Annotated in this window: 18 protein-coding genes; 10 read left to right on the forward strand and 8 right to left on the reverse strand. The window is 38.5% G+C overall.

The genetic code is table 11. The features are described 5' to 3' along the window. Window positions 1-196: 196 nt before the first annotated feature. Complete coding sequence (locus AC4QJR_RS03420) at window positions 197-406, reverse strand: TetR-like C-terminal domain-containing protein (RefSeq protein WP_375374338.1); 210 nt, start codon at window positions 404-406, stop codon at window positions 197-199. Window positions 407-605: 199 nt separating this feature from the next. Further along, the gene (locus tag AC4QJR_RS03425) at window positions 606-1,232 is read right to left on the reverse strand and encodes a histidine phosphatase family protein (protein WP_496525289.1); all 627 of its coding nucleotides are present in this window, start codon (window positions 1,230-1,232) and stop codon (window positions 606-608) included. A gap of 336 nt (window positions 1,233-1,568) precedes the next feature. Between AC4QJR_RS03425 and AC4QJR_RS03430 the strand changes: the two genes are divergently transcribed. Genes AC4QJR_RS03430 through AC4QJR_RS03455 form a run of 6 tightly spaced genes read left to right on the forward strand, consistent with a single transcriptional unit; the run spans window position 1,569 to window position 7,633 of the window. Beyond that, on the forward strand, window positions 1,569-2,672 hold the full coding sequence (locus tag AC4QJR_RS03430; RefSeq protein ID WP_496525290.1) for an amidohydrolase/deacetylase family metallohydrolase: 1,104 nt from the start codon (window positions 1,569-1,571) through the stop codon (window positions 2,670-2,672). Then, on the forward strand, window positions 2,650-3,759 hold the full coding sequence (locus AC4QJR_RS03435; protein WP_496525291.1) for a DgaE family pyridoxal phosphate-dependent ammonia lyase: 1,110 nt from the start codon (window positions 2,650-2,652) through the stop codon (window positions 3,757-3,759). The genes AC4QJR_RS03430 and AC4QJR_RS03435 overlap by 23 nt, the downstream gene beginning before the upstream one ends. Continuing rightward, the gene (dagF, locus tag AC4QJR_RS03440) at window positions 3,756-4,511 is read left to right on the forward strand and encodes a 2-dehydro-3-deoxy-phosphogluconate aldolase (protein ID WP_496525292.1); all 756 of its coding nucleotides are present in this window, start codon (window positions 3,756-3,758) and stop codon (window positions 4,509-4,511) included. The genes AC4QJR_RS03435 and dagF overlap by 4 nt, the downstream gene beginning before the upstream one ends. Next, on the forward strand, window positions 4,504-5,517 hold the full coding sequence (locus tag AC4QJR_RS03445; protein WP_496525293.1) for a sugar kinase: 1,014 nt from the start codon (window positions 4,504-4,506) through the stop codon (window positions 5,515-5,517). Before dagF ends, AC4QJR_RS03445 begins: the two co-directional genes overlap by 8 nt. Before the next feature lie 15 nt (window positions 5,518-5,532). Beyond that, window positions 5,533-6,255 carry a GntR family transcriptional regulator gene (locus AC4QJR_RS03450; protein WP_496525294.1) on the forward strand — a complete coding sequence of 241 codons (723 nt, stop codon included), beginning with the start codon at window positions 5,533-5,535 and terminating at the stop codon, window positions 6,253-6,255. Between the two features lie 52 nt (window positions 6,256-6,307). Then, entirely contained in the window at window positions 6,308-7,633 is a 1,326-nt protein-coding gene (locus tag AC4QJR_RS03455; RefSeq protein WP_496525295.1) for a GntP family permease, read from the forward strand. A gap of 116 nt (window positions 7,634-7,749) precedes the next feature. On the opposite strand, the gene AC4QJR_RS03460 is transcribed toward AC4QJR_RS03455, so the two are convergent. The 3 genes from AC4QJR_RS03460 to AC4QJR_RS03470 all read right to left on the reverse strand — a co-directional run bounded on the left by AC4QJR_RS03460 (window position 7,750) and on the right by AC4QJR_RS03470 (window position 9,447). Then, entirely contained in the window at window positions 7,750-8,217 is a 468-nt protein-coding gene (locus AC4QJR_RS03460; RefSeq protein ID WP_496525296.1) for a CBO0543 family protein, read from the reverse strand. After that, window positions 8,214-8,735 carry a CBO0543 family protein gene (locus tag AC4QJR_RS03465; protein ID WP_257148597.1) on the reverse strand — a complete coding sequence of 174 codons (522 nt, stop codon included), beginning with the start codon at window positions 8,733-8,735 and terminating at the stop codon, window positions 8,214-8,216. The genes AC4QJR_RS03460 and AC4QJR_RS03465 overlap by 4 nt, the downstream gene beginning before the upstream one ends. Window positions 8,736-8,826: 91 nt before the next feature. Then, a complete protein-coding gene (locus AC4QJR_RS03470) occupies window positions 8,827-9,447 on the reverse strand; it encodes a TetR/AcrR family transcriptional regulator (RefSeq protein WP_098576000.1) in 621 nt (206 codons plus the stop codon). A 234-nt stretch (window positions 9,448-9,681) separates the two neighbouring features. Here AC4QJR_RS03470 and AC4QJR_RS03475 point away from each other — a divergent pair, with 234 nt between their 5' ends. The 3 genes from AC4QJR_RS03475 to AC4QJR_RS03485 all read left to right on the forward strand — a co-directional run bounded on the left by AC4QJR_RS03475 (window position 9,682) and on the right by AC4QJR_RS03485 (window position 12,677). Next, window positions 9,682-10,335 (forward strand): HlyD family secretion protein, encoded by a 654-nt coding sequence (locus AC4QJR_RS03475; protein WP_496525297.1) that lies wholly within the window; start codon window positions 9,682-9,684, stop codon window positions 10,333-10,335. Window positions 10,336-10,643: 308 nt separating this feature from the next. After that, the gene (locus tag AC4QJR_RS03480) at window positions 10,644-12,200 is read left to right on the forward strand and encodes a DHA2 family efflux MFS transporter permease subunit (RefSeq protein WP_496526608.1); all 1,557 of its coding nucleotides are present in this window, start codon (window positions 10,644-10,646) and stop codon (window positions 12,198-12,200) included. 78 nt (window positions 12,201-12,278) lie between these two features. Further along, entirely contained in the window at window positions 12,279-12,677 is a 399-nt protein-coding gene (locus AC4QJR_RS03485; protein ID WP_098575997.1) for a DoxX family protein, read from the forward strand. Between the two features lie 110 nt (window positions 12,678-12,787). Here AC4QJR_RS03485 and AC4QJR_RS03490 read toward each other — a convergent pair whose 3' ends face one another. After that, window positions 12,788-13,285: an acyl-CoA thioesterase gene (locus AC4QJR_RS03490; protein WP_098575996.1), complete on the reverse strand. Its 498-nt coding sequence runs from the start codon at window positions 13,283-13,285 to the stop codon at window positions 12,788-12,790. A 460-nt stretch (window positions 13,286-13,745) separates the two neighbouring features. Between AC4QJR_RS03490 and AC4QJR_RS03495 the strand changes: the two genes are divergently transcribed. Further along, window positions 13,746-14,501 carry an IclR family transcriptional regulator gene (locus tag AC4QJR_RS03495; protein ID WP_496525298.1) on the forward strand — a complete coding sequence of 252 codons (756 nt, stop codon included), beginning with the start codon at window positions 13,746-13,748 and terminating at the stop codon, window positions 14,499-14,501. Between the two features lie 380 nt (window positions 14,502-14,881). Here the strand turns inward: AC4QJR_RS03495 and AC4QJR_RS03500 are convergent, their stop codons facing one another. Together AC4QJR_RS03500 and pxpB are read right to left on the reverse strand one after the other, a co-directional pair. Then, window positions 14,882-15,877 carry a 5-oxoprolinase subunit C family protein gene (locus tag AC4QJR_RS03500; RefSeq protein WP_496525299.1) on the reverse strand — a complete coding sequence of 332 codons (996 nt, stop codon included), beginning with the start codon at window positions 15,875-15,877 and terminating at the stop codon, window positions 14,882-14,884. After that, window positions 15,874-16,608, reverse strand: coding sequence for a 5-oxoprolinase subunit PxpB (gene pxpB, locus AC4QJR_RS03505; protein ID WP_496525300.1), 735 nt, complete (start codon window positions 16,606-16,608; stop codon window positions 15,874-15,876). Before pxpB ends, AC4QJR_RS03500 begins: the two co-directional genes overlap by 4 nt. Between the last annotated feature and the right edge of the window lie 78 nt (window positions 16,609-16,686).

The following is a 16,686-nucleotide window of genomic DNA, read 5'->3' on the forward strand; positions in this document are numbered from 1 at the left end:
TTTTATATTATAATATCAATATAAGCATTCCGGACGCTTGTATTAATGCGCTTTCATTAATTATAGATTTTAATAATGTTAAATTCTAATCAAAAAAATCTTATTTTTACGGCTAAAATTCAAAAAAATTTTTATAATACCGGGCCTTCAATAAAATGTGTATAATCATTCATTAATAAAAATAATGTTTTTGAGATTAGGTCATATACATAGTTTCTAAGATGCGGACAACTTCTTCAGGTGGAATTTTCATATCATTAATGCTCCATTTTCGTACGAAATCAATCGTTCCTCCTGTTGTATAAGTGAAATAGTATTCTAATTGAGTCTTATTAGCAGGTGGAAACCGTCTTTTTTGTTCTTCGATAGTTCTTACATACGCAGATTTCAAAATGGTATTTAGCACTTGAGATCCATTTTTTTCGGTATTGGGCCGGAGTCATCTACTAGCTGCGTAAAAAGGTCTTTTTTTAAACTGTCCACTTTATGGGTCACAGTTCAGGGGAGACGTCAGAGCCTTTTTTATTGAAATTTTGGGATATTCTTTTGGGAAGAATTTCAAACTATATGGCTGATTAGTACTTATATTAGTTTATCTAAATATCTTATTTTGTATTATCTCTAAAAGAAGTGTCAGCAATCCTGTCTACATAAAATTCACCGTTCAAATAGCTGATTACAGAAACACTGCAATTATCATGGTGAATATAACTGCTCATTTTTGCTAATTGCATTAAATAGTTGCCGATTGTAACCCCGTGTGAAAATACTAGAACATTGCCACCGTCATGTTTATGTTTATGAACAATCTCATTGATAGCAGTGTTTGTCCGTGAAAAAAGCTGTAAGTAGGATTCTCCTTCAGGTGCTGACAGATTTAAATCGCTAATGCTAAATAATGTTTCTAGGATATTCCCATATTGAGCTAGAATTTCCGATTGTAATAGGGATTCCAAAGCACCAAAGTTCATTTCCTTTAGACGTGGATCAGTTATGATGGGGATGTTTCGATGGCCAATGGCATACCTAGCCGTATCTACTACTCTCTGGCTTTCGCTTGCGTATACTGCTTTAAATTCGATATCAGATAAACCAATTCCTACAGATTTCGCCTGTTCAATTCCTTTATCCGTAAGAGGTGAATCACAAAATCCTTGTAATCGTTTCTCTACATTAAAAAGGGTCTCTCCATGCCGAACAAAATAAAGCTTCACTTCTTTTTCAGAGGACACGCGTAACCACCTGCTTTGTATTGGATTTAATAGATTGATAAATTGAATTTTACCACACCATTCGAGTAGTTTGTAATTAAATTCACCAAGCAATTTCAAGGAAATTTAAATCATTGGATGAAGTGAAAGGCATTTTTGTGCCTGCATTTGCTTTTTCTAGGAATAATAAAATTGAAGAGATTTTTTAGAAGCTAAATATAATCTCTAAACATTATAACGTTATATTGACTGAGGTGAAAATACGTGGTAACCTAATCCTGTAAGTAAAACAAACGAGGTAGATAAAACCGCATACAAGTACCCACTTTATTAGGTTTACCGAAAAGGATGAGGGAAATGAAAGATTGTTTTGTATTGCAGAATGTAAAACTGATCACTGGAAATTCTGTAGACATCATCGTAGAAAATAAAAAAATCCAAAACATTGTTCCGGCAGGTACTGGAAATGGCGGAAATGTAATGAACTTTAAACATCAAGTGGTGGTTTCCAGCGGCTGGATTGATATGCATGTCCATGCCTTTCCAGAATTTGATCCATATGGTGATGATGTAGATGAGATTGGCTACAAAACAGGGGTAACAACGATTGTAGATGCCGGCAGTACGGGCGCTGATCGTTTGCCTGACTTGGTTTACAGCTGTAAAAAGTCGAAAACGAATGTTTTTGCCTTTATAAATATCTCACGAATTGGCCTTAAGCGTATCGATGAATTATCCGACCTTTCGTGGCTCGATGAGGATGCGTTAAAAGTGGCCATAGCCGAACACAAAGATTTTATTGTTGGACTGAAAGCGAGGATTAGTAAAAGTGTCGTGGGGCCAAATGGAGTAGAACCACTAAAAGTGGCCAGAAAATTTTCTAAGGACACTGAGTTGCCGTTGATGGTTCATATTGGTTCAGGACCGCCGAATATTAATGATGTCCTTGATTTGCTTGAGAAAAAGGACATTATCACCCATTACTTAAATGGGAAAGACAATAATTTATTTGATAAAGCAGGAAAACCTCTTCGTAAGCTGCTGGATGCTATGAAACGAGGAGTACATTTGGATGTTGGCCATGGGAATGCAAGTTTTTCTTTCCAAACGGCAGAGCAGGCGAAAGAGTATGGTATTCACTTTGATACCATCAGCACGGATATCTATCGGAAAAATCGCTTGCACGGCCCGGTGTATAGTATGGCCAGTGTATTATCTAAATTTTTGTATTTAGGCTATCCCTTAAAAGAGGTCATAGATTCCGTTACAGTTAAAGCGGCAGACTGGTTGAATAAGCCGGAACTAGGTAGGATTTCTGCGGGAGATTTAGCCAACCTCACTTTATTTTCTATAGAGGATGGAGTGACTAAGCTGATGGATTCCGAAGGAGATGAACGAACAGCAGAGCAGAAAATTGTCGTAAAAGGAGTGGTTATTAATGGAGAATACATTGAATGCTAAATATGGCTTGAAGAGGGTTATCAATGCAAGCGGCAGGATGAGTATTTTAGGTGTTTCAGCTCCAACAGACACCGTAATGGAAGCTATGAAAATAGGTGGACAAAATTATGTTGAAATCGCTGATTTAGTTGATAAGGCAGGACAGCATATCGCTGATCTGATTTATTCAGAGGCAGCTGTAGTCGTGAATTCGGCATCGAGTGGAATCGCTTTATCTGTTGCGGCAATCGTGACGGAAGGAAACCGGCGAAGAAGTGAAAGACTTCATCAAGAAACTATTCAAAAAAATGAAATCATCATGTTGAAGGGCCATAACGTTCAATACGGGGCTCCGGTGGAAACAATGGTTTTCCTCGGAGGCGGAAAATTAGTGGAAGTTGGATATGCCAATGAGGGTAAAGCGGAGCACATTGCCGATGCCATAACTGAAAATACGGCGGCGATTCTTTTCGTCAAATCCCACCACGCTGTTCAAAAAAATATGATTTCTGTTGAAGAAGCTTTTGAAGTAGCGCAAGCGAATCATGTTCCATTGATTGTCGATGCAGCTGCGGAGGAAGATTTAAAAAAATATGTACAAGTTTCTGATTTAGCAATTTATAGCGGCTCGAAAGCGATTGAAGGTCCAACGTCCGGAATAGTTGCCGGAAAACAAAAATATATCGATTGGGTAAAGGTTCAATTGCATTGCATAGGCAGAAGCATGAAGGTCGGCAAAGAAACAACCTTTGGATTATTGCAGGCATTAGATGAGTATTTTGTCAAAACCGACAATAGCGTAAAGGAAAAAGCCAGCCTAGAAGTTCTTAAATCACTTGAATCCATTGACGGTGTAAAAGTTACGATTGTACAGGATGAAGCAGGCCGTGCCATTTTCAGAGCTCGAATTCACATTGATCCGGCTGTGACGAAAACAACTGCGAAGGAAGTAAATGACAAGCTAAGAAATGGTGAAATTGCGATCTATACCCGTGATTACGGAATCCGACAGGGCTTTTTCGATCTGGACCCACGACCATTACAGGGTGACGACATTTACGTAATTGAAGACCAATTAAGAGCAATTTTAGGAGGAAACAAACAATGACAAACATTGAAAAACGTTTTTATCACAACCGCGTTGCCTTGAATGTTCTAGCTAATAGCATTGAAAATGCCGTCGAAGTTTTTGAAGCGGCGGAAGGACATGTACTAGTTGGGGTGCTTTCAAAGGATTATCCTACGGTAGAGGCTGCTGTAACTGCGATGAAGGAATATGGGGCAGCGATTGATGAAGCCGTATCAATTGGCCTTGGTGCGGGTGATAATAAACAAGCAGCAGTGGTCGCGGAAATCGCAAAATCCTATTCGGGAAGTCATATCAATCAAGTGTTTCCTACGGTGGGGGCAACACGTGCCAATTTAGGTGAGAATGATAGCTGGATTAATTCTCTCGTATCTCCAACAGGAAAAGTAGGGTATGTGAATATTTCGACTGGTCCTGTAAGTGCTGCAGCGGATGAAACAGCCATTGTTCCTATCAAGGCGGCGATTGCGTTGGTGCGGGATATGGGTGGAAATGCTTTGAAATACTTTCCAATGAAAGGCTTAAAGCATGAGGATGAGTTCCGTGCAGTTGCGAAAGCTTGCGGTGAAGAAGGGTTTGCGTTAGAGCCAACTGGTGGAATTGATTTAGATAATTTTGAGACCATTTTAGATATAGCTTTGGAAGCAAAAGTGCCTAAAATTATTCCTCACGTATATTCCTCTATTATTAATAAAGAAACAGGAAAAACAAATCCGGATGATGTGAGATTACTACTTGCCATTACGAAAAAATTGGTTGAGAAATATGCCTAAACAAATTGTTGCTTTCGGGGAAGTCATGATGCGTTTGCAGGTGCCGGGATACGAATTACTGACTCAGGCTAACACATTACAATACTCTTTTTCAGGCACGGGGGTAAACGTTGCTTCTGCGATGACTAAGTTAGGCCATGATGGCTATCTTGTGACAAAATTACCAGATAATCCTTTAGGTGATGCGGCAATTTCTTTCTTACAGCGATTGGGCATCAATCAAAGATTCATTTCTAGAGGCGGAAAAAATCTTGGATTGTATTTTTTAGAAAATGGTTTTGGGCAGCGGACGAGCAGGGTTACCTATACGAATCGTCTAGAGAGCAGCTTTAATACTGCCTATGGTTCGGATTACGATCTGGACTTGATTGCAGATCAGGCAGATATTATTCACTTTTGCGGTATAACGCTTGCCATGACCGATGGGGTCCGTGATAGTATGAAAGTACTGGCTAAAAAGGTAAAAGAAAAAGGCGGATTGGTTTGTTTCGACTGTAATTACCGCCCTTCCTTATGGGAGGGAGGCTACAGCGAGGCGAAACCCCATTATGAAGACATGCTAGACTTGGCTGATATCGTCATGATGAATGAAAAAGATGCGCTGTATATTTTAGGAATGGAAACAGCAGAAACGTCCCGGAAGGAACAGCTGAAAGACATCATTCCTAAGGTGGCAAAACACTTCGATATTCAAACGATTGCGGGAACACACAGAGGGATTAATAGTGATAATACCCATTCTTTACAGGGATATATGTATAAAGATGGGCAGTTTCACTTCTCAGAAAAGATTTCTTTTTCCGTATATGATCGAATTGGAGCCGGAGATGCGTATACTAGCGGGATTCTACATGGTGAGCTGGCTGGATTTTCACATGAGAAAACAGTCCAGTTTGCAGCGGCAGCGGGAATGCTTGCCTGCACCATCGTTGGCGATACTCCGATGTCGACGGAAGCTGACATTTTGTCCGGCATGACTGGAACCATTGATGATATAAGAAGATGAAGGAGCGAATAGGGAATGAATGTGAAGCGAAAAAAGGGACCATTGTATTTACAAATTAAAGAAATTTTGAAGGATCGTATTTTACATGGTGTTTATTCGATTCACACGAACATTCCCTCTGAGCCTCAATTAGAAGAAGAATTTAATGTAAGCAAAATTACCATACGTAATGCCATTAAAGAACTGGTTCAAGAAGGATATCTGGAGAAAAAAAGCGGCAAAGGAACAAGGGTCATTGCGAACGTTTCGATTGCCAAGCTTTCAAAAGGGAAACGCTTTACGGAATTATTAGTAGAAGATGGCCACCACATTACCAAAAAGATATTAAGTATAAAAAGGCTTGAATTGGTTCAGGATTCAGAACTTTATTCATTATTTGGGGAACATTGTATTCAAATTGAACGACTCTACATATTGGACAATGAGCCATATATTCATTTTACTCATTACATCTTATTGGACATGAGTGAGGCTGAAGTAAAGGATGTCAATATCGGATCGTTATACCGCTTTTTAGAAGAGAAAAATATTCGACTGGAATCATTCCGTGACGAATTTGCGGTTTCGATCGCACCTAGTCATGTTAGTGAAAGACTAAATTTAGAAACAGACACAGCTGTATTAAAAAGAATTCGTCGTTCCAGTGACGATGAAGGAAATGTAGTGGAATATAGCGAGGGTTACTATAATACAGCTAAACAAAATTATATTGTTACGTATAATGATTCCATTCAGTAACCCGATTTTCTGTATTTAATGTAAGCGATTACCTTGGGGAGAGTGAGAAAAGATGAGTTTATATTTAATAGGTATTACATTGGCAGCCATTGTAATCGTTATTTTAGGAGTATCCTGGTGGAAATGGCATGCATTTATCAGTTTAACGGTAGCAGGCCTGTTTCTCGCTGTTTTTTCTGGCGTACCAATGGACAAGATTGTTACTGCCTATGAAACGGGAGTGGGCGCTGTCCTTGGACATCTAATTGGAATTTTAGCCTTGGGAACCATCTTAGGTAAAATGATGTCGGACTCAGGTGCGGGCATGCAAGTAGCCGATTTCTTTATCAAGAGATTTGGTGTGAAATACCTGCCATGGGCGATGCTTCTTTCTGGATTTATTATCGGGATTCCTGTATTTTTTGAGGTTGGTCTAGTAATCTTGCTGCCTTTGGTTATTTCGATTCGCAAATCTACGAAACAAAATATCCTATTAATAGGTATCCCGGTGCTTGCCGGATTGTCGATTGTACACGGATTAGTTCCTCCGCATCCGGGTGCGATGACTGCGATTGGCATATATAATGCAAACTTAGGACATGTAATGCTTTATTCATTAATTATTGCTTTTCCAACTGCTATCATTGCCGGTCCTTTATTTTCAAAATGGATTCAAAAACGGGTAACTCCTGATGGTGAACCTGAATTAATCCGAGTTGTGACAAAGTCAAGCGGATTACCAAGTACATCTATTTCGTTTTTCATTATCTTATTGCCTGTTTTATTAATCATGTTAACAGTAATTGCTCCATATCTATCACTGCCAGGTGCGATTGAAAAATTCCTATTACTTATTGGCAGCCCGGTTATTTCTTTACTAATCGCCTGTTTTACAGCCTATTTCTTCCTGGGCTACCGACAGGGCATGGACAGGACGTTAATCAAAAAATTAACGGAAGAATGTTTATTGCCGTTAGCTTCGATTATTCTCATTATTGGGGCAGGTGGAGCGTTCAAGCAAATTCTAATTGAAAGCGGTGTCGGAAACGCTATTGCAGCAATGTCCGAGCAGATGTCCTTGTCACCGATTGTCCTTGCCTTCCTGGTTGCTGGATTAATCCGAGTCGCTACTGGTTCAGCAACAGTAGCATTAACAACCGCTGCCGGAATTGTTTCTCCAGTAGTGGAACATATGTCAGGTGTTAACCTGGAATTATTAGTTATTGCTACGGGTGCAGGTTCACTAATGCTCTCACATGTAAATGATGCCGGCTTCTGGTTGGTAAAAGAATATATGGGTTTAACGGTTAAAGAAACATTCAAGACATGGACAGTCATGGAAACGATACTTTCTTTTGTCGCCTTTATTCTAGTTTTAATTTTAGATGTATTTGTTTAAGGTCATAGATTTCACATTTTGATAAAATATTAGAATACTATAAAAATTGGGGAGTTCCATTAAACAGGAACTCCCTATTTATTGCTCATAATTAATATTGTTAACACAATAATTAATTAAACTAACCCTTTTTGATACCAAAAAACAAATTTTTTAACTATGTATAAAATAATCATATTACTTAGAATGCCAATATAAATATTCCATTTCTTAAATTCGAAAAGAGAACTATACTTTTCAATCAAAAATGTATATGTTGATATTGCTAGAGCAAAGATTAAAAAATGCAAGATTATTCTAATTCTCCCTTTATTTAAAGGATATAACATAATAAATAATACACCGAATGTAGGATAAGTTAGATAATGTAAAGAAAAACTCATCCGTGTGGCATAGTCAAATTCTCTATAAGGAAATTCCACTAATCCAAATAATAATTGAAAATATTGGAATATCCAAGCGATTGCCTGGACAAATACAAATGTTAAATGAGCCGTTCGTTTCCGATTTACTGGTATATATTTAAACAGTAATAGTATTGATATTATCCAAGAGAATAATAATATAAGAATTTCTTTGTTCATAAACTTTTTACCTTGATCAATCGTTTTCTAAACCAGAAATAATATTTATGATTAATAAATAAAGAAATCATCACAGTTAATAATGTCCAATACCACTTCCAATCGTGATATTCCACCAAAGTAGTATATTTTTCAAGAAGTACTTCTAATAATGTAAAGAAACCCGCAAAACACAGGTAATATAACAGAGCCTTCAATCTTTTGATTTTATAGGGGTAATATAAGCTGAAAAAAATAGCTACTATTGGAAATATGAAGAATTCAAATGAGAAACTTGTCTTATTGTACTTATTCGCCTGCGGGAGTAATTGTGTAGGATACTCAATCCAGCCCATTTCAACAGCAAATAATCCTGCTGGCCAAGTAATTACTTGAAGAAATAGAAATAATATCCACGCATCTCTCCATTTCTCTCTTGGTACCAATTTTTTTAGCGAAATAATACTTAACAATAAGGAACCTGCCACTATCCATCTTTCCATATTCACCGGAAAAACACCCTTTCTACTTCTTACCATTCCCTCCTTTTACTAACATATTCAAATAAAAGAACAGCTCTCCAGTCCATAAGCCGCTAAAACGGGGTTTGAATACTAACCATCTCTAAGTTTATTTAGGATCCTTATAAAATCCTTTTTTAAGTAATTCAATCTCCAACGAGAAGGTCTTTATAACATCTTTAATTTGCATCTCTTTCCCGAATGCATGAGCGAGATTTTGAAACGAAACAGCCATCAGCATTTTAAAGATGTGGTAGAGATCTTCCTCATTCGATATGTTTATATTCTCCGGGTTAATTAAGTGGATAATTTCAAAAAATTTGCTTTTTCTTCTTTCCCCATACATATTCTGAGTAAATGTTTTTTCAAATTTATAATTCATATTTAAAAAGGCATTTTTAAAATATTGTCGATTTTCTGGTTCTTCAAAAATAATAAGAATGCCTTTAAACCAATCCATAATAGACTCAAATAAATCTCCATTGTTCATTTTGATGATTGCGATAAATCGCTCATAATTTCGTTGCGAATGCTCATGTAATAAATAGTAGAATAAATCTTCTAGGTCTTCAAAATATTGATAGAAACTTCCCCTTGGTATTCCAGCATCCTTGATCACATTCGAAATGGAAGCCTCATGTAAAGGGGCCCTCGAAAACTCCTTCTTAGCAGCATTCATTAATGATCTTTGTTTTTCGTTTGATAAATTAAAAAAGGTTTGTTTTGGCATGGTCGATCTCCCTTTTTGAAGTGATAACATGTCATAATAGAATTAAAAATATGATAATATTCCTATATTTATTTGTCAATATTCCGAATGACAATATGTCATTTTGTTTATTGACGCTCAAAAATAGATTATTTATAATTCATTCTATACGTTATTAAGTAAGGAAAGCAAAGGAAGGGAGAGCACGAAACCGTACGCTTTAAACTATTCATCCATTAAGGGAGGAAAAAAGGAATGAGCACTAAAAAATTGCTGTTATTGAACGTTATTATTCTACTTATATTAGTGGGTGGTGGTGTTGGAGGATATGCTTATTATAATGGAGCAGTAAATTATTTATCGACGGATAATGCCCAAATAGCAGGACAACAAGTAACGATTGCTGCTCCGGCCAATGGCAAATTGACCAATTGGGAAGTCAATCTTGGTGATCATTTTTCAAAGGATTCTAAAGTTGGAGCCATTGCAACAACGGATGAAAAAGGTAAACCTATAGACATGAAAGTGACAATGCCAACAGACGGGACGATCGTTCAGAATAGTGGAGTTCAAAATTCATTTGTGGCTGCAGGAACACCATTAGCGAAAGAATATGATTTTAATAATCTTTGGGTTACAGCAAATATTGAGGAAACCAAAATTGATGAAGTGACAATCGGGCAGGATGTCGATATCTATGTGGATGCCTTTCCAAATAACACTTTAAAAGGAAAAGTACAGCAAATTGGTTTAGCGACGGCTGGAACATTCTCTTTGTTACCAAGTTCGAATAATACAGGGAACTACACCAAAGTGACTCAAGTGATTCCAGTGAAAATTTCCATTGATGATAATAAAGGTGTAGCCATCGTTCCCGGTATGAACGTAACAGTACGGATTCATAAGTAGGTGATAACATGCTAATTTATATCACTGTTTATGTTGTCTTAGGCCTATTGCTGTTACTCTTAATAAATTTAAGAATATTCAATAAAAAGAGATTAAACAAAGCACAAACAAAAAAGATGAATGAAGAGGTAATCGAGAAGGCCGCTTTCCCTGAGACTTATGAAGAGGAGATTAAGGAAAATATACCTCAGATTGAAATCAAGGACATAACGGCTGAGGAGATTTCCTCGCAGGAAGTGTTGAAAGATTCCGCTCATCTGGAAGCAGAATTGGAAGATGCAGAGGAGGATGTTCAGCCGAAAGAAAGCATGAAAAAGCAGAAAGAACTATCTGCTTCCGATTCTGAGAAAGATTCAGGAAACGGAAAAGTTCTTGTGGCTTTAATGCTAGGTGCGTTTGTTGCTATTCTGAATCAAACCTTGCTAAATGTAGCGATTCCTCATATTATGAATGATTTGGGGATTTCAGCCAATACCGTACAATGGCTCTCCACAGGATATATGTTAGTAAACGGAATTGCGATTCCTATAACGGCCTATTTAATAGAGAAGTTTGGAACCAGAAAACTGTTCATTAGCGCCATTTTTCTATTTACATTGGGTTCAGTAGTTTGTTCAGTGTCAGCAAACTTTAGTATGCTCATGATTGGAAGGGTCATTCAGGCTTGCGGTGCAGGTATTATTATGCCCCTGTTAATGACTGTGTTTTTTGCCTTATTTCCTCCGGAAAAGCGCGGCAAGGCTATGGGGATTATGGGGATTGTTATGATATTTGCTCCTGCGATTGGTCCAACATTATCCGGTTGGCTCATTGGCCATTTTTCATGGCGGTTATTGTTTGATATTGTTATCCCAATCGGTGTACTTGATTTGATTCTTAGCTTCATGTGGATGAAGGACGTTACTAAAGTCACAAATCCTAAATTTGATTTCTCAGGATTTTTATTTTCAACCCTAGGTTTTGGGTTCTTGTTATACGGATTCAGTGAAGCGGGTAATGATGGCTGGTCCAGCAAAACGGTGGTTATCTCCTTAATCATTGGAATAATTTCTTTAATCTGTTTTGTTTGGCGGGAACTGACGGCAGAAAAGCCAATGCTTGATTTACGGGTCTTTAAATATGACATTTTCGCCTTAACAACCGTTATCAGTATGATTGTTAACATGGCTATGTTTGGCGCCATGATCTTACTTCCGATTTATTTGCAAAACATTCGAGGGTATACAGCATTACAATCAGGTCTGTTGATGCTTCCGGGTGCCATCGTGATGGGCATAATGTCCCCTATCTCAGGAGCCCTTTTTGATAGAATCGGGGCAAGATGGCTAGCCGTTACTGGTTTGGCGATTACTGTACTTACCACATGGGGATTTACCAGCCTAAGTATGACAACCAGTTATGGCCATATTCTGTTTTTATACGTGATGCGGATGTTTGGAATGTCCTTTATCATGATGACCGTCATGACAGAAGGACTGAATCAGTTACCACGTCACCTTGGCGCTCATGGGACGGCTGCCTCGAATACCGCAAGGCAAGTCGCTGGAAGTATAGGGACCGCCTTCCTAGTTACAGTCATGACGACAAGACAAGGATTTCATTATAGTGAGTATGGGGATGCCATCTCAAGTTCCAATTCTTTTATAACCAGCAGTTTATCGCAGCTAGCTCAAGGTTTGTCAGCTTTCACGAACCTGCCGGCTGCAACCGGAAAAGAGCTTTCCACCTATTTAATTTACGGTCAAACCATGCAGCAAGCTACGATTGAAGGGATTAATGATGCCTTTATTGTTGCAACCGGAATCGCATTTGTAGCATTAGTTCTATCGTTCTTCATCAAACGGTCCCGAGTAAATCAACAGTAAAAAGTAGTAAGTTAAATGGAATATTAGTTGTCCGGCTTTAATAATGTTGGGCTATCGTCTTTGAAAGAAGGGGTAGGAATGATAAATTTAGGGCTCTTGATTATTCGGTTGGCTGTTGGAATGACGTTCGCGGGGCATGGATGTCAAAAATTATTCGGCTGGTTTGGCGGTCCAGGAGTAGTCAAATTTGGTGAATATTTAGGGTCGATTGGAATCAAGACAGGCGGCAAGACATGGGCAATTTTAGCAGGAATATTTGAATTGGCTGGCGGACTGCTGTTTTCAGCGGGCCTGTTCACCTGGCTGGGTGCCATACTTATCACAATCGTTATGATTGACGCCATCTTCACCGTCCATGGCAGGAATGGCTTTTGGCTGACTGAAGGCGGTTATGAATATAACTTTATTTTGATCGCTGTAGTCCTTGGGGTGGCGCTCATTGGACCAGGTGAGTATGTTTTAATTTATAAGGCATAGTTCAAGCGGATAGTTCTGCTAGTTTTATTTGCGCAAATAATGGCCTTCATCCCATGATGAAGGCCATTTCCTTGCTTTTGCTCGAATTTTTCATAGAAATCGAACTTCTATTAGTGTGTTAAGAATGCAGCTAATGCTTTGCTCTTTTGTTTTCGTTCCTTGCGCATTATTGCTCGGTCCGGTGCAGATTCATGCAATTTTTTTTCTTCTTCAGTTTCAGGAATGACCTGTGGAACATGTGCTGGACGTTTATGCTGATCAAGTGCAACAAACGTTAATAGAGCAGTAGCTGCAATTCTACGCTCACCACTTTTTAAATCTTCAGCAATAATCTTTACAAAAACCTCCATGGATGATGTACCTGTCCATGTCACATAGGATTCAAAACAAACCGAATCTGATGTATGAATAGGACATAAAAAGTCTACTGAATCGGTTGAGGCTGTTACACATTCTGTGCGACTATGACGAGCTGCGGAAATGGACGCTACCTGGTCCACGTCACTCATTAATCGTCCGCCAAATAATGTATTGTGATTGTTTACGTCATTTGGGAATACACGACTTGTTCGTATAACTCTGGACTCTTTACAAAATTTTGCTTCCATTAAATTCTCCCCCTACTTATCCAACCATATAGAACTATATTGCGAACGCTCCGAGAATTTTTTGCTCCCATAATTTTAAAAATATTCCTGTGTGTTTTAAAAACTTCAGATGCTTTACGGATAAGGATAATACAATTATCTGAATAATTGAAATTAAAGAAAATTATACTTACTTATAAGAAAAATCGATATGGGAAAAAAAGGGATATTTTTTTACACCTTTAGTCAGTGCTTTTTTCGGATGGCACTTTTAGGAGAGAATCTTCATTTGAATTTACTAAATATAATCATCTTTTTCCAATAACCTGTTCAAACTTGAATTTTCATGTAGAATAATTTTTGTATAGAATACGTTAGGAGTATATTAAAGTGGAATGGTAGAAAAGCTTATGGAATACTAGAAAGTTCATCACAGGAGTAACTACGATCCGAAATGGTGAATGGGAAGGAGGCTACGATTATGAACAACAAAAACAAAACGGTTGTCCGTTCGATGGATGTATTAAATTTATTTATAGAGCATACCGAATTATCCTTTCAAGAAATTATTAATCTATCGGGGATTCCGAAAACTTCAGTCTATCGAATGCTCAGGTCGTTAGAGGAAATGGAGTTCTTGGAAAAAGGAAGTGATTCGAAATACCGACTTGGACTCTTGTTTCTCAAATTTGGTCATTTGGTTTTGGGCAGGATTGATTTACGTAAGATTGCTTATCCGTTTATGAATGAATTGCATAATGATGTAAAGGAAGCAATTAACTTGATTGTTAGAGATGGTAATGAAGCAATCTATATTGAGAAGATTGACACCAAACAAAAGGTTCGTCTGTATACTGCGATAGGAAGGAAAAGCCCGCTTTATGCTGGTGCCTGTCCACGTGCGATCTTGTCCTTTTTACCTGATTCGGAAGTGCAGTCATACCTCGAATCCATTGAGCCAAAATCATTTGCAATTGGTACAATTACTGACAAAGATAAAATTTATGAAGCGATAAAACAGGCGAGAATAGATGGATTTACAATCAGCCATTCTGAATTGGAAAACCATACATCTGCCATTGCCGCTCCGATTTTCAATCACAAAGGAGAAGTTGTTGCGGGTATAAGTATCGCAGGTATCGAAGCAAATTATCAGGGTGAGAACATTGAGAGATATGCAAAAAAAGTAAAAAGCGTTGCAAAGGAAATTTCAACGCGTTTAGGCTATACGGAATAAAAAGAACGGGGCGGTCTCTGCATCAATGGTTCGCACTTATCGGTTGGGGGATCAGCTTAAGCCCCCGAGTTGATAAATAGACGGAAAAATTCCGCTTAAATCGTAATTATTATTAAAAAAGGAGTAAATAGACGGAGAGATTCCGCCTATTTACTCGAAAAACATGAAATGGGGAGATTTTTCTTTGCATAAGCGGAAAATCTTCCCTTATTTACCCCGAAACGAGCTACATTCTACATTTAACCGGAAAATCTCCGCTTATTTTACTTTTGTTGGTTGGACGTGCATAGAAATTTACGGTAGTACCGGCAACTTCTAGAGGGGGATGTGGCAGTGCCATATCAGCAATCAGTTGTCGATTTTCATCCGCTTATGTCCTCTCATTCATGAAATGCTTTAAAATGAATGCCCATCGATATTTTACGCAGCAACTGCTCTTGCTTGGTTAATTCTACTTCTGCTTGTTCAAGTGACACTTCCTTGAATTGAATGTGTGCGTTTGGCTGCATCTGTGCTAAACAAGGTAGATCAGTGGAAATGACTTGACCGATTTTTGGATATCCTCCAGTTGTTTGTCGATCAACCATTAAAATAATGGGTTGTCCGTTTGAAGGGACTTGAATGGTACCGTACGTGACTCCTTCCGATAATAACTCAAATTTCTCTGATAAGCTGAGTGATTCGCCTTCTAACCGATAGCCCATCCGATCAGCTTGAGTTGTTAATCTATAGTGCTTTGAAAAAAACGCTTGTTGACTGGCCGAATCGAAACGTTCGAACTCAGCCCCTTGTAAAACCCTAATCGTTTGTGTTTTATTGAACGTCAAAAATTCTGTATAGTTGACAGACCAATTAAAATGAGTAGGCATTCTTTCTAGTTGATGAACGAATGCCTGGCTGAGTGGATTGAAATCTCCACATTCCAATACATCGCCTTTTTGTAATGCTCTGCCGTGAAACCCTCCGATCCCTGCACGAAGATAAGTGCTTTTACTTCCCATAACTTCAGGAACCACTATTCCGCCGGCGAATGCCACGTAGGCCCTGCACCCATGCATGGCGGATTTAAATTTTAAAATAGATCCTTTCCGAATCAAAACCGGCCGCCACATGGGTGCTTTTTCTCCATCAATCGTGGGCTGCAGGTCTCCTCCCGTAATGGCAACTAATTCATCAGTTTCAAATTGGAGAGTGGTCCCAAAAAGTGTTATTTCAAGTGCTCCTTCGCCTTCGTCATTTCCGACAAGTAAATTTGCAACTCTAAGAGAAATGGGATCCATTGCTCCACTGACGATGACCCCAAATTTTTGTGAGCCGAATCTCCCTAAATCTTGAATCGTAGTCAATAATCCTGGATGAAGCACTTTAATGCTCATTGTTTCATCTCCTTATAGGCAGCATACTCTTCAAGTGTTATCGGTACATAGCGGATTCTATCTCCAGACTGTAATAAGGTTGGCGGTGAAAGTTCTGGAAGAAACAAATCAAGCGGAGTACGGCCGATAATTTGCCATCCACCCGGTGTTTCCAGCGGGTAGATGCCTGTTTGTTTACCAGCAATTCCAACAGATCCCGGAGTGATGGCAAGTCGGGGTGAATCCTTTCGTGGTGTGGCAATTCTTTCGTCCATTCCGCCCATAAACGGAAACCCTGGTGCAAAGCCAATCATATAGACTAAGTAATCATTTGACGAATGAATTTGAATTACTTCTTCAATAGAAATGCCGTGATAATTTGCTACATATTCCAAATCTGGACCAAACTTTCCTCCGTACAGGACGGGGATTGTTATCAGCCGTTGTTCGGATATTTCGCTTGTTCCTAATTTATCGAGCAACGCTAAAATGAAAGCGCTGACTTTTTTGTAAGGACTTGATAGTTCTTTGTCTGAGCTGGAATAATAGACGGCAACAGGATTGTAATAAATAGTCAAGCTATTATAAGACGGCACAGATTCAATCAATCCTGTAAACGGCTCTTTTTCTAATAAGTGGGAAAGATTTTTCACTCTCTCATGGGTGGCGGGGCTGATTCCATCGCCTAATTGAATGACTAGTGCAGAATCCCCTAAAGGCCTTATGTTCGCTTTATTTTTCTGATGGGCCATTCTAAACAGCTCCTCTAGGTTTCGAATTTCGGTAACTAAGTTCTGTCAAACGGATATTACAAACATTATAGTTTACAT

This window comes from Neobacillus sp. BP17, from assembly GCF_059579525.1.

What these genes read in the sequence shown, in the direction of transcription:
- dagF (WP_496525292.1), top strand. Translation starts at nt 3,756, where the DNA reads ATGACAAACATTGAAAAACGTTTTTATCACAACCGCGTTGCCTTGAAT.
- AC4QJR_RS03490 (WP_098575996.1), bottom strand. Translation starts at nt 13,285, where the DNA reads ATGGAAGCAAAATTTTGTAAAGAGTCCAGAGTTATACGAACAAGTCGT.
- AC4QJR_RS03455 (WP_496525295.1), top strand. Translation starts at nt 6,308, where the DNA reads ATGAGTTTATATTTAATAGGTATTACATTGGCAGCCATTGTAATCGTT.
- AC4QJR_RS03495 (WP_496525298.1), top strand. Translation starts at nt 13,746, where the DNA reads ATGAACAACAAAAACAAAACGGTTGTCCGTTCGATGGATGTATTAAAT.
- AC4QJR_RS03480 (WP_496526608.1), top strand. Translation starts at nt 10,644, where the DNA reads ATGAAAAAGCAGAAAGAACTATCTGCTTCCGATTCTGAGAAAGATTCA.
- AC4QJR_RS03500 (WP_496525299.1), bottom strand. Translation starts at nt 15,877, where the DNA reads ATGAGCATTAAAGTGCTTCATCCAGGATTATTGACTACGATTCAAGAT.
- AC4QJR_RS03475 (WP_496525297.1), top strand. Translation starts at nt 9,682, where the DNA reads ATGAGCACTAAAAAATTGCTGTTATTGAACGTTATTATTCTACTTATA.
- AC4QJR_RS03435 (WP_496525291.1), top strand. Translation starts at nt 2,650, where the DNA reads ATGGAGAATACATTGAATGCTAAATATGGCTTGAAGAGGGTTATCAAT.
- AC4QJR_RS03465 (WP_257148597.1), bottom strand. Translation starts at nt 8,735, where the DNA reads ATGGTAAGAAGTAGAAAGGGTGTTTTTCCGGTGAATATGGAAAGATGG.
- AC4QJR_RS03460 (WP_496525296.1), bottom strand. Translation starts at nt 8,217, where the DNA reads ATGAACAAAGAAATTCTTATATTATTATTCTCTTGGATAATATCAATA.
- pxpB (WP_496525300.1), bottom strand. Translation starts at nt 16,608, where the DNA reads ATGGCCCATCAGAAAAATAAAGCGAACATAAGGCCTTTAGGGGATTCT.
- AC4QJR_RS03470 (WP_098576000.1), bottom strand. Translation starts at nt 9,447, where the DNA reads ATGCCAAAACAAACCTTTTTTAATTTATCAAACGAAAAACAAAGATCA.
- AC4QJR_RS03445 (WP_496525293.1), top strand. Translation starts at nt 4,504, where the DNA reads ATGCCTAAACAAATTGTTGCTTTCGGGGAAGTCATGATGCGTTTGCAG.
- AC4QJR_RS03450 (WP_496525294.1), top strand. Translation starts at nt 5,533, where the DNA reads ATGAATGTGAAGCGAAAAAAGGGACCATTGTATTTACAAATTAAAGAA.
- AC4QJR_RS03485 (WP_098575997.1), top strand. Translation starts at nt 12,279, where the DNA reads ATGATAAATTTAGGGCTCTTGATTATTCGGTTGGCTGTTGGAATGACG.
- AC4QJR_RS03430 (WP_496525290.1), top strand. Translation starts at nt 1,569, where the DNA reads ATGAAAGATTGTTTTGTATTGCAGAATGTAAAACTGATCACTGGAAAT.